12 protein-coding genes and 1 pseudogene are annotated in these 12,590 nt (G+C 50.0%); 6 read left to right on the plus strand and 7 right to left on the minus strand.

The features are described 5' to 3' along the window. Positions 1–27 precede the first annotated feature (27 nt). The 3 genes and pseudogenes from ftsA (at position 28) to DYH27_RS13740 (ending at position 2,864) form a co-directional block, all read left to right on the plus strand. Positions 28–1,476 (plus strand): cell division protein FtsA, encoded by a 1,449-nt coding sequence (gene ftsA, locus DYH27_RS06820; protein ID WP_025068302.1) that lies wholly within the window; start codon positions 28–30, stop codon positions 1,474–1,476. A gap of 177 nt (positions 1,477–1,653) precedes the next feature. Next, positions 1,654–2,018 (plus strand): annotated as a pseudogene (locus DYH27_RS13735) (cell division protein FtsZ); the annotation flags it as partial. 213 nt (positions 2,019–2,231) lie between these two features. Next, a complete protein-coding gene (locus DYH27_RS13740) occupies positions 2,232–2,864 on the plus strand; it encodes a hypothetical protein (RefSeq protein WP_394366009.1) in 633 nt (210 codons plus the stop codon). A 120-nt stretch (positions 2,865–2,984) separates the two neighbouring features. On the opposite strand, the gene DYH27_RS06830 is transcribed toward DYH27_RS13740, so the two are convergent. Next, the gene (locus DYH27_RS06830) at positions 2,985–4,019 is read right to left on the minus strand and encodes a YeiH family protein (RefSeq protein WP_029216592.1); all 1,035 of its coding nucleotides are present in this window, start codon (positions 4,017–4,019) and stop codon (positions 2,985–2,987) included. A 200-nt stretch (positions 4,020–4,219) separates the two neighbouring features. Further along, positions 4,220–4,948: a DNA repair protein RecO gene (gene recO / locus DYH27_RS06835; RefSeq protein ID WP_025068303.1), complete on the minus strand. Its 729-nt coding sequence runs from the start codon at positions 4,946–4,948 to the stop codon at positions 4,220–4,222. 308 nt (positions 4,949–5,256) lie between these two features. Between recO and rpsT the strand changes: the two genes are divergently transcribed. From rpsT to DYH27_RS06850, 3 genes are all read left to right on the plus strand, one after another. Next, entirely contained in the window at positions 5,257–5,511 is a 255-nt protein-coding gene (gene rpsT / locus DYH27_RS06840) for a 30S ribosomal protein S20 (protein WP_025068355.1), read from the plus strand. Positions 5,512–6,453: 942 nt separating this feature from the next. Beyond that, positions 6,454–8,427, plus strand: a complete 1,974-nt coding sequence (gene gyrB, locus DYH27_RS06845; RefSeq protein ID WP_004353263.1) for a DNA topoisomerase (ATP-hydrolyzing) subunit B — start codon at positions 6,454–6,456, stop codon at positions 8,425–8,427. Between the two features lie 273 nt (positions 8,428–8,700). Continuing rightward, positions 8,701–9,585 carry an AraC family transcriptional regulator gene (locus tag DYH27_RS06850; protein ID WP_029216593.1) on the plus strand — a complete coding sequence of 295 codons (885 nt, stop codon included), beginning with the start codon at positions 8,701–8,703 and terminating at the stop codon, positions 9,583–9,585. A 79-nt stretch (positions 9,586–9,664) separates the two neighbouring features. Here the strand turns inward: DYH27_RS06850 and DYH27_RS06855 are convergent, their stop codons facing one another. The 5 genes from DYH27_RS06855 to DYH27_RS06870 all read right to left on the minus strand — a co-directional run bounded on the left by DYH27_RS06855 (position 9,665) and on the right by DYH27_RS06870 (position 12,335). Further along, positions 9,665–10,255, minus strand: coding sequence for a DUF3109 family protein (locus tag DYH27_RS06855; protein ID WP_025068354.1), 591 nt, complete (start codon positions 10,253–10,255; stop codon positions 9,665–9,667). A 16-nt stretch (positions 10,256–10,271) separates the two neighbouring features. Then, positions 10,272–10,397 carry a hypothetical protein gene (locus tag DYH27_RS13670; RefSeq protein ID WP_262498233.1) on the minus strand — a complete coding sequence of 42 codons (126 nt, stop codon included), beginning with the start codon at positions 10,395–10,397 and terminating at the stop codon, positions 10,272–10,274. Between the two features lie 154 nt (positions 10,398–10,551). Continuing rightward, positions 10,552–11,253 carry a uracil-DNA glycosylase gene (ung, locus tag DYH27_RS06860; RefSeq protein ID WP_004353210.1) on the minus strand — a complete coding sequence of 234 codons (702 nt, stop codon included), beginning with the start codon at positions 11,251–11,253 and terminating at the stop codon, positions 10,552–10,554. Between the two features lie 15 nt (positions 11,254–11,268). Beyond that, positions 11,269–11,934 (minus strand): uracil-DNA glycosylase, encoded by a 666-nt coding sequence (ung, locus tag DYH27_RS06865; protein ID WP_029216594.1) that lies wholly within the window; start codon positions 11,932–11,934, stop codon positions 11,269–11,271. 98 nt (positions 11,935–12,032) lie between these two features. Beyond that, a complete protein-coding gene (locus tag DYH27_RS06870; RefSeq protein WP_004353216.1) occupies positions 12,033–12,335 on the minus strand; it encodes a hypothetical protein in 303 nt (100 codons plus the stop codon). Positions 12,336–12,590 lie beyond the last annotated feature (255 nt).

Here is a 12,590-nt window from a genome sequence, read left to right on the forward strand (position 1 = left end):
ACAAGGAATACATAATACTTAACGAATATGGCAGAGTTCATAGTAGCCATTGAATTAGGCTCATCAAAGATTACGGGAATCGCTGGCAAAAAGAATCTTGACGGCAGCATCTCCGTACTTGCCGTTGTAAAGGAAGATGCCTCACAGTGCATCAGGAAAGGTGTCGTCTACAACATCGACAAGACGGGACAGTGCCTTACCGGCATCATCAACAAACTGAGGAAACAACTGAAATACGAGATTTCCCAGGTCTACGTGGGCGTGGGAGGACAGTCCATACGCAGCGTACGCAACGTCATCATCAAAGACCTGCCCACTGACACCATCATCACATCGGACATGATCAACGAACTGATGGATGCCAACCGAAACATGACCTATCCGGAGCAGGAAATCCTTGATGCGGCCACTCAGGAATACAAAGTCGACAACCAGTACTCCCTCGATCCTGTGGGCATCAAGGCAACACGGCTGGAGGGAAACTTCCTCAACATTCTCTGGCGCAAGGCGTTCTACGACAATCTGAACAACTGCTTTGAAAAGGCCGGAATCTCCATTGCCGAGATGTATCTTGCTCCGCTGGCCCTGGCAGATGCCGTATTGAGCGAGGCGGAAAAACGCGGCGGATGCGTGCTGGTCGACCTGGGTGCTGATACGACGACCGTTTCCGTCTACTTCAAGAACATTCTCCGCCATCTGGCAGTCATCCCACTGGGAGGCAACAACATTACAAAAGATATTGCGAGCCTGCAGATGGAAGAAAAGGATGCGGAAGCGATGAAGCTCAAGTACGGTTCCGCTTACACAGAAAACAACGACATCGACAACAACCTGAAATACTCCATTGATGCAGAACGCAGCGTTGACAGCCGCAAGTTCATCGAGATTGTGGAAGCACGTGTGGATGAAATCATCGAGAACGTGTGGTATCAGGTTCCGTCCGATTATACCGACAAGCTGCTCGGTGGAGTCATCCTCACAGGCGGCGGCATGAATCTGAAGAACATAGAACGCTGTGTCCGCAATATCACACATATAGACAAGGTGCGCAAAGCGAACTTCGTCACACAGACCATAACTTCCAGCAATGCCGACATCACTGCCAAGCATGGCGATATGAACACAGTACTCGGTCTGCTTGCCAAGGGGGACATGAACTGCGCCGGTGCGGCCTACAACCCGTCACAGAACAGTCTCTTCAACAGCAACGATGTGGCCGTGGGTGTCCCTGCCGACTCCTATACTCCGTCAGCCGCCAGCCGTCAGGGACAAGGTATTGTCCCGACACCGGAGGAGAAGAAGAAAGCAGAGGCTGAACGCCGCAAGCGTGAGGAAGAAGAACGGAAACAGCGTGAAGAAGAGGAAGCAAGAGCACTTGAACTGGAAGAAGAGAAACGCCGCAACAGCTTCTGGCACAAGTTCACACGCAAAGCAAAGGAGTTCGGAAAGAAAATTATCGACGAAGAAGACGAATAAATTTCCCGGACTTCTACCTGCAACGAAAATATTGGTAACACATAATATAGACACTATACGGTTATGGCAGACAACAAGAACAAAATAGACGTATTGGATTTCGATGATACCGATGTTGCCGACAGCATCATCAAGGTCATCGGTGTCGGTGGCGGTGGTGGAAACGCCGTGAACCACATGTACCGTGAAGGAATCCATGAAGTGACCTTCGTACTCTGCAACACAGATGCACAGGCGCTCAACGATTCCCCCGTACCAGTTCATCTCCAGCTGGGGAAGGAGGGTCTCGGGGCCGGCAACCGCCCGGGCGGGCACGCCAGGCAGCAGAAGACACCATTGAAGACATCAAGCGTATGCTCGATGACGGTACGAAGATGGCATTCATCACAGCCGGCATGGGGGGCGGAACCGGTACGGGTGCAGCACCGGTCATTGCGCGTGTAAGCAAGGAACTGGGCATTCTCACCGTAGGTATCGTCACAATTCCTTTCCGATTCGAGGGAGCCAAGAAAATCGACCAGGCATTGGACGGTGTGGAGGAGATGGCAAAACACGTGGATGCTCTCCTCGTCATCAACAACGAGCGTCTGCGTGAAATCTATCCGGAGCTGAGCCTGCTCAATGGTTTCCGCAAGGCCGATGACACGCTGAGTGTTGCCGCCAAGAGTATTGCAGAGATCATCACCGTCCACGGTATCGTGAACCTCGACTTCAATGATGTCAAGACAGTCCTCAAGGATGGCGGTGTAGCCATCATGTCAACCGGCTACGGCGAAGGAGAGGGCCGTGTCAAGCAGGCGATTGAAGACGCACTCAACTCGCCGCTGCTCAACGACAACGATGTCTACAAAGCGAAGAAAATCCTGCTCTCCATCAACTTCAACAGTGACGACAAGGATAACCCCGGCCTGACCATGGAGGAGATGGGCGATGTGACAGAGTTCATGAATCACTTCAGTGCCGACTTCGAGCTGAAATGGGGACTGGCCATTGACCCGGAACTCGACAAGAAGGTCAAGGTTACTATCCTTGCAACAGGCTTCGGCATTGAGGATGTTGACGGTATGGGCAGCCATATCAAGAAGCAGACACAGGAAGATGCCGTACGGCTTGCAGAGGAAGAAGAGAAGGCTGCCGAGCGCCGCGACCGCCGCGAACGTTTCTATAAGGACAACAACAACTCACAATACAAGCACCGTCCGCACATCTACCGTTTCACAGCCGACGAGCTCGACAACGAGGATGTTATCCTTGCTATTGAGAACACGCCGACCTACAAGCGCACGAAGCAGATGATCAAAGACATCAAGCGTATCAGCACACCTGAACAGGAAATCGAAGAAAACGAAAACAAAAATACCGAAAAAGGGGTCATCAGCTTTGTCTGACAAGGATTGCCCTTGGTAGCCTATGATAAATGACAGGCGGTGACAGGCACTGAAAAAAGTGTCTGTCACCGCCTGCCGTCATTTTATCATCGCCTCCTCCAAAGAGCCAGTCAACCCTTCTCACAGTACCGGAACAAGGAACTTAGCCAGACAATAACCGCCGCCAATCAGCCAGCACCATAGAATCGCAGCCAGCAGGAACGGTTTGAAACCGGCTTTCCTGAACTTGTCAATACTCGTCTCCGCACCCAGTGCCGACATCGCCATCGTCAGTAGGAACGTATCAAGTGTGTTGATGAAGGAAACGACACCTGCCGGCAGCAATGCCAGGGAATTGAAACCTATCACGACAAGGAAAAGCACAGCAAACCAAGGAACGGTAATCTTGCCATGTCTACCGTCCGTATCCATACGCTCTTCCACATCCCTTGCCACGAAAAATGCAATGACAAGCAGCACAGGCACCAGCATCATCACACGGATCATCTTGACGATAATCGCCGAATTGCTCACCGCAGCCCCCATGGCATTCCCGGCGCCGACGACGTGCGCCACCTCATGGATTGTCGATCCGGCGAAGACTCCCATCTGGTCTGCCGGCAGTTCGAACACTCCTGCCCGATAAAGGACAGGATAGAGGAACATCGACAGCGTACCGAAAATAACCACCGTCGCCACAGCCACAGCCGTCTTATACGGCTTCGGACGAATAGCTCCGTCCACGCCCAGAACCGCTGCCGCACCGCAGATAGCACTCCCGCAGGCTGTCAGCAGGGCAATACTCCTGTCCATCCTCAGCAGCTTCCCCAACACGATGCCCAGCAGAATCGTCCCGGAGACAATCACCGCATCGATGACGATAGCCGGAAGACCTACTGCCGCCACATCCTGGAATGTAAGCCGGAATCCATAAAGAATGATTCCGAAACGCAGCACACGCTTTCCACAGAAAGCTATGCCCGGCACCCAGGTCTCCGGAAGATTGTTGCGGAGACTGTTCGCATAGAGCATACCCAGTACGATTCCCACAACCATCGGGCTCAGAGAGAGAGCCTTCACCCAGTTCATGTCGCCGATGTAGAAAGCTGCACAGGCGAACAAAGTAATCAGCAGTACACCATGCAGCATACTGCTCCGCTGTTCTGTCAATTTCATGTTATTCTTGTTATATGATAAAGATTAAAGTCACACGACAAATAAAGCAACGTAAATGATACGGAATTGCAAAAGTACGAAAATAAAACGACTTCAACGGCATCGGAAACCACGAATATTCCGTCATCGCTGTACATTTCTGCGTCTGCCGCTGTACTCAACACATACAGACAACATGGACTTACGCAGACATCGCAGACTTACTGACCGAACAGTTCACGCAACACCTGAAGGCTCTTCAGCTCCGGCATATCAGGAACATGAATGCGGTAATAATGCAGAATGATGTCGGAAATACGATTACGGTCATCCCGGGAAAGGTGGAAGAGCCGCATGTTCTCATAGTTCATACGCATCAGCTGCCCCATATTGGCGGCCTCGGCAGGAAGAAGGTAGTCTGGATGAAGAGGAATACGGTCGGTGAAAGCCGCATTGCGAAGGTCGAAACAGACTCCTGGCCGATATGCTTCAAGGTTGGGAAAGAAACCGATGAAACGGCTCAGGCGCATCATAAAAACAAGATGAAAACTGGCATAACCCTGTTCGGCCTCGTCCAGCCATTCCACACTCGCCTTCACATAATTATACAAGCCCGCATTCCGCTGTTCCCCCCGCGTGACATGATAAAGGAACTCAGAAAGGAAAAGAAGAATTGCCGACTTCACCGGATCAAAGGGGATAGAACCATAAGGATGCAGAATACGAACATCCTTTATCCGCTGCAACGACACTCGCTGCCGGTAGTCAAACACAAGGTCGAGCAAGGTCAGAGGCTGGAAATACTGCTTCTTGATTTTTCCCTTAACCGTTTTGGGAATATGGACGATAAATGAGACACGCCCTTCCTGCTCTGTAAACATATCGATGATCAACGAAGCGTCACCGAATTTCAGAGAACGCAGAACAATAGCCTTTGACTTCAATATCATATTAAAACAATCTGAAAGAGCCTGCCGGGTGCAGCTTGCTTTATGCAAAAGTAATGCAAACGAGCGCAGAAGAAAGCTCGCTTTCATTCTGCCGAGTGCAGCTTGCTTTATGCAAAAGTACAAAAATACAGTCTCTTACAGAAATTTATTTAAGAAAAGTTTGGCTGATTCAAATAAAAGGGGTAACTTTGCACCCGCAATTTAGCTACGGTCCCTTCGTCTATCGGTTAGGACGAGAGATTTTCATTCTCTAAAGAGCAGTTCGACTCTGCTAGGGACTACAAGTAAAATAAAAGAAGGAAACAAAGATGGCAAATCACAAATCATCATTGAAGAGAATCCGTCAGGACAAAGTCAGGACGCTGCACAACAGATACTATGCAAAGACTATGCGTAATGCTGTTCGCAAGCTGCGTAATATGACGGATAAGGAAGAGGCTACCAAGCTCTATCCTACCGTGCAGAAGATGCTGGACAAGTTGGCGAAGACCAATATCATCCACAAGAACAAGGCAGCCAATCTGAAGTCTGCCCTCTGCAAACATATAGCAGCACTTGGATAAAGTTTTCCTGCCATAGCTGAAAAGAAATACTGAGCCGCAGTCCTGACGGACTGCGGCTCTTTCTGTATATACTAGTTCCGATTCCGGCACAGCATCCACAACAGAGACCGCACGCCGCCCATAAGCAGAAAGGATGCTGGACCAATAGATAATTAATAGGGACATTTACACTGCACACTGAATCTTTGTTGTCAGTGTGTCGAGGGTAAACACCAATGGTGTTGAGGGTGTACACCAATGGTGTCAAGGCTTAGTACGGATCACGTCAAGCATCCTGTGCTTTCTGAATAAACATCCCCTGATAAAGAGTCTGCCACAGAAGAATATACTTTAGGATAAGACATAGTCTGGCATTCATCTGCAGCTGATGCGCTTGTGGTCGATCTGCTGTGAAATTATTTTCCTGTCACTGCCGTCACTCTGCAAACACATATAACATACTGATAAACAATGTATTAATAAAGAATATTAAAAGTGACAGAAAATGAGAAATAAACTTTTGTAGTAAACAGTTGGTAATTCTGTCCTCATTGTCAGCATTCCTGGCTACTCTAAACTTTAGAAGATTTCTTATAAGAAGAATGAGTCTACCCCCACGAAAGATCTACCGTCCCGGGGAATGCTTCCATCTGCCCTTCTGAAGACTTTTCGTCAAGCAACCGGGGAACGGGAAGTTTGCGGGAAATCCGGCTTTTCCTTTTCACAAGTCCACATCTCGATCGAAGATGCACAGAAGCCTCTTGCAGCCATGTCCGACATCCGGATTCCCACAGGATATCTGGCGAAATCCGGCAAGGAATCAACCTGACTACAAAAGGACATGAAAAAACACACGCAAAGCCAGTGGCTATCTATCTGACAGACGACCTTTTTAACGGTTTTTATTTCTATATCTGAAGGAAAAAGCGTATCTTTGCATACTCTAAAAGCAATCTAACGAAAATGGCAGAAAATCAAGAAAACGAGAATAATTACTCCGCCAGTAACATCCAGGTCCTCGAAGGGCTGGAAGCAGTACGGAAACGTCCTGCCATGTACATTGGCGACATCAGCGAAAAAGGACTCCACCACTTGATTAACGAGACCGTCGACAACTCCATCGACGAGGCAATGGCAGGCTATTGCAAGAACATCGAGGTGACCATCAACGAAGACAACTCCGTTACGGTTGAGGATGACGGTCGTGGTATTCCTGTCGACGAACATAAGAAACTCCACAAGAGTGCCCTCGAGGTTGTCATGACCGTCCTGCACGCCGGCGGAAAGTTCGACAAGGGTTCCTACAAAGTCAGCGGAGGTCTGCACGGAGTGGGAGTCAGCTGTGTGAACGCCCTCTCGACCCACATGAAATCACAGGTGTTCCGCGACGGGAAAATCTACCAGCAGGAATATGAGAAGGGAAAGCCTCTCTATCCCGTAAAGGTTGTCGGCGAGACAGAGAAGACAGGTACACGCCAGCAGTTCTGGCCAGATGCCGGCATCTTCACCACTACGGTCTTCCAGTGGGACATCGTGGCCCGCCGTATGCGCGAGCTGGCCTACCTGAACGCAGGCATCAGGATTACGCTTTCCGACCTCCGTCCCGACCCGGAAACCGGCAAGACACGAACAGAAGTCTTCCATGCCAAGGACGGTCTGAAAGAGTTTGTCCGTTATGTTGACCGCCACCGCCAGCATCTCTTCGACGACGTAATATACCTCAAGACCGAAAAGCAGGGTATCCCCATAGAGGTGGCCGTGATGTACAACACAGACTATACGGAGAATATCCACTCCTATGTAAACAACATCAACACCATCGAGGGAGGTACCCATTTGCAAGGTTTCAGGGCAGCACTGACCCGTACGCTGAAAGCATACGCCGACAGTGACCCGCAGATTTCCAAGCAGATAGAAAAAGCCAAGATCGAGATTGCAGGCGAGGATTTCCGTGAGGGACTGACAGCCGTCATCTCCATCAAAGTAGCCGAGCCGCAGTTTGAAGGCCAGACCAAGACAAAGCTGGGCAACAGCGAGGTGTCAGGTGCCGTACAGCAGGCTGTCGGCGAGGCACTGACCGACTACCTTGAAGAACATCCGAACGAGGCAAAGATGATCTGCAACAAGGTAATTCTTGCCGCTACGGCACGTGTCGCAGCACGCAAGGCACGCGAAAGCGTACAGCGCAAGAACGTGATGAGCGGCGGCGGACTGCCCGGGAAACTGGCCGACTGCTCCAACAAGGATCCGAAAGACTGTGAAATATTCCTCGTCGAGGGTGATTCTGCCGGCGGTTCAGCCAAGCAGGGACGCGACCGTTACACACAGGCCATTCTTCCGCTCCGCGGCAAGATTCTGAACGTGGAGAAAGTACAGCGTCACCGTGTATTCGAAGCAGAGTCCGTCATGAACATCATCCAGTCCATCGGTGTCCGTTTCGGTGTCGAAGATGAAGGCGACTTCGAGGCAAATACCGACAAACTGCGTTACGACAAGATCATCATCATGACCGATGCCGATGTCGATGGTTCCCACATCGACACACTGATTATGACGCTTTTCTATCGGTATATGCCGAAAGTCATCGAGCAAGGACATCTGTACATCGCCACCCCCCCTCTCTATAAGTGTACATACAAGAAAGTGAGCGAATACTGCTACACTGACCAGCAGCGGCAAGCATTCCTCGACAAGTACGGAAACGGTGTTGAAGACGGGAAAACCATCCACACACAGCGTTACAAGGGTCTCGGCGAGATGAACCCGGAGCAGCTATGGGAGACGACCATGGATCCCAAGACACGCCTGCTGAAACAGGTGACCATCGAGAATGCCGCTGATGCCGACGAGATTTTCTCCATGCTGATGGGCGACGACGTAGAACCGCGCCGCGAGTTCATCGAGAAAAATGCCACCTATGCCAATATCGACGCATAGTGCAAGGCCGGTTTTAACCATAAGGCTGCAGGACTGATATCTGTGTACACAAGAATCACTGGTACATGGCCGAAGGCCGACCAAGGAGCATGGCAGCAGAGACTGCCAATCGAAAGCTCCCCTCCTCACGAAACAAGGAGGGGAGCTTTCGTTTGAAGCAGCCTCTCGCCATCCATTCATCATCCGTCACCGCCCATTACTGCCTGCCGCATATCCTATACAGGAGAGGCCTTGGAGAAATTCCCTATCACTGCCAATCACAAACAAGGACAAATGAACAGAAACATAAGACTCACCGAAGTGAATGTAGCGCATGCAAAGCACGTCTGCCCCGAGGGGGACTACATTGACGACGATCTCATCCTCTTCGAGGACATAACGAAAGTACCGCTGCCGGAGAGTTCATCCCGCATGAAATCGCTTCTCTTTGCACTCTGCACCAGCGGAAAGGCCCGGTACACGGTCGACACCAAGGAGCATGAAGTAAGCGAGGGAGATGTCATCATCATCGGCGAAGGACAGGTCGTCGGCGACTACAGACTGTCGAACGACTGCAAAGGAATAGCAATCATCCTGTCGTACGATTTCTTTCAGAACATCGTCAGCGGCATCCACGAACTCTCCGCCCTCTTCCTCTTCGCCCGTACACATCCCGTCTTCCATCTCGACGCTGACCAGACAAAGGCCTTGGAAAGCGACATCCTGCACATCCGTCAGAAAGTCGTAGACACCAGTCACAGATTCCGCCGGGAACTGGTCATGACAATGCTGAAGGCACTGATTATCGACATGAGCAATGTCATCTACCGGTTCCAACAGGTAGGAGATGAGAACCAGACCCGTGCAGAGGTCATCTTCCGCACCTTCATACAGGCCGTAGAGAAGAACTACCGCACAGAAAGGCGCGTCGGATGGTACGCCAAGCACCTGTGCATTACATCGAAATACCTCTCTGAAACGGTACGTACCGTCAGCAGGCGTACACCCAGCGAATGGATTGACTCTTACGTCACACGTGAACTGCGCGTCATGTTGAAGAACAGCACGATGAGCATCAAGCAGATTGCCGACGAAATGAATTTCGCCAACCAGAGTTTTATGGGAAAATATTTTAAGGAACACGTAGGGATGAGTCCGTCGCAGTTCAGGAAGAGCTGACGAGTAGACAAGTCAGGAAGTCGATACTGACGGTAGAACCCAGAGAACTTGTCTTCCGGACTGCCAGCCGGTCTATCCGTCAACCTGCCAGCAGTCGTGCCACCTCGCACAACTCTTCATACCACTCCCTGCCGAATCTACGGATGAGCGGTTCCTTCAAGAACTTATAAAGGGGAAGATCCAGTTCTTCTCCTTTTTTTCGTGCATCAGCACAGATGCGCCAGTGATGGTAATTGATTCCACAGGTTCCGTTGCCGAAGTCTTTCACACGGATCGGATACAGCGAACAGGAAATGGGCTTTACGAAACCCGTCCTTCCGCTGCGGTAGGAACGTTCCAACGCACAAAGACAGCAGCCATGCTCATAACAGGTGAAGACACAGTCCTTACCACCGACGATACTTGTCACTAATTCACCCTCCTCATCGGTATAAGCCACCCCCTGCCGATCGATGACAGACTGCCCAGAGGCAGACAGGTCGTCCCAGACAGTATCCAGGGCATTCTCAATCTCCAACGTTTCATCCATGGTGACCGGCGCACCGGCATCCCCCTCAACGCAACACTGGCCATGACACTTGTCAAGGTCGCAGCAGAACTTCACTGTAAGAATGTCCGGCGAGACAAGAACATTGCCCACCATGAATATATGATCATACGTATTGCCCATCTTTCTTTTCGCTAAATTATTTCATTATCCACTGTTCTTTACCGTTCACCGGACAGCCTTTTTCTCTCCGCAGTACAGCCATTCCAAATTCTTTTCTTGAAAAAAAACATTTCTTTTCACGAGAATAAATATTTCTTTTCATGAAAATAAATTTTTATCACCATGAAAAGAACTCTCTCTGCACAGCATCTTAAAGTTCAGAAAGGATGCACAGAACCTGTTACCCCTATAAGCCTAACAGGCCAGATACGTCCAATACGCTTACAGGCAAACCACCAGTCAGCCTGCAAGCCTGTTCACCTGGCAGCTCGTCCGCTCACGCTCATCCAGTCTACAGGCACAATTCCATTCTCCTCCAAATACTCATTGCAGTGTGTGAAATGTTCCCTTCCATCCCATTCTCCTCTACGGCGGACTGCCAAGGGAGAAGGGTGTATCGCCTTCAATACCTTGTGCCTCTTATCGTCTACGTGAATCAATCGCTCCTTGCGCTGTGCTATACGTCCCCACAGCATAAAGACGATATGCTCACGATCAGCATCCAATGCCCTGATAACGGCATCCGTAAAACGCCACCACTTGTACTTCCGATGGCTGTCAGGTTTATTCTTGTGTACGGTCAATGTCGTATTCAACAACAACACCCCTTGTTCAGCCCAGCGTGTAAGATCGCCCGAAAGCTTATCGGAGCCGTCAAGACTCATCCCGAGTGCATTGTATAGAGTCCGCAACGAAGGTGGAAGCGGTGCTTTGTCAGGCACGGAAAAGCTCAGTCCCATAGCCTGACCTGGATTGAAATAAGGGTCCTGCCCCATAATGACGACCTTTACCTTGTCAAACGGACAAAGATTGAAGGCGTTGAAAATCTTATCTTCTGGCGGATAGCATGTACGGTTCTTATACTCCTCACGCAGCTTTTCCACCAATTCCTTATAGTAGCGTTTATCCTCTTCGCCTTTCAGCTTCTCACGCCACGACTCTTCTAAAATCCATTCCATTGCAGTTGAACAGCATTACCAATCAACTGGCTCGAGTCCACAAGCAGTCAGATAGGCATTACAACGTGAGAACTGGTGCTGACCGAACCACCCTCCCCGGTTTGCAGAAAGCGGTGAGGGATGTACACTCTCGAGAATACAATGACGCTGGGGGTCGATCAGAGCTTTCTTGCTGCGGGCAAACCCACCCCAAAGCATAAAGACCAGATTCTCCCGCCCATCGCTGAGTGCCTTGATGGCGGCATCGGTAAATGTGCCCCATCCTAACCGCTGGTGGCTGTTTGCGACGTGTGCCCGGACGGTCAGCGTGGCGTTGAGCAGGAGAACTCCCTGCTCCGCCCAGCGCGTCAAGTCACCGGATTGACAGACAGGCGTACCCAGATCGGCGGCAATCTCCTTATAGATATTCTGCAATGACGGCGGGAGCGGCACACCGTCAGGTACGGAGAAACTCAACCCCATTGCCTGTCCCGGCTCATGGTAAGGGTCCTGTCCGATAATGACAACCTTCACCTTGTCGAAAGGACAGAGGTTGAATGCATTGAAAATCAGCCTGCCCGGCGGGTAGCAGGGAAACTGCGCATACTCCTGCCTCACCTGCTCTGTCAGCTGGCGGAAGTAAGGCTTCACAAACTCACCGCCCAGCCGTTGTTCCCAAGAATGTTCTATCTTTACACTCATCGTTTCGTTTCTTTCCTACAAAAGTACAATAAAGTTCCGACAAAAACAAAAAAGCCGTGCCATTCCGGCACGACTTTTATCTGTTCACACAATCCCGCTTACTTCTTGTTCGGCTTGCACTGTTTCCTGCTGCACTTCTGTGCCTTCTTCGACCTGTCGTTGCGACAGTCCTTCTTACAGTTCTGCTTGTCCTGTTTGCAGCATTTCGCTTCTTTCTTGCAGCAGGGCTTTGCCGGCTGACTGTCACAACAGGCCTTTGCATGCTTCGGACATTTCTTTGCCTGCGGACAAGCCTGTTCCTGCTGGGGCTTATCACACTTGACTGCGTCCTGTGCCTGTGCGGTTACTGTACAAAGACTGAATGCTACTACGAAAGACAATGCTATTTTCTTAAACTCCATAATTTTTTACTGTTTTAAAATTACACATTAATAACTGATTAACTCATAAAGGAGGAAAATCCTTATGTGTACAAAGATAATAAAAAAAACAATTCCAAACGCTTCCTTAGACTGCAAACATTGGATTTTTTTGCTTTATTATAATATTTTCGCTAAATTGCAAGACCCTTTTAAGCTGCATATAAGTCTGTCTCTTACCCGCCATACGTGAAAGCATATCTTTGAGCTGCAATAAAAAAGCCGTGATTAGGAGCA

The sequence above is a fragment of the Prevotella denticola genome (assembly GCF_900454835.1).
Taxonomy (GTDB): Bacteria; Bacteroidota; Bacteroidia; order Bacteroidales; family Bacteroidaceae; genus Prevotella; species Prevotella denticola.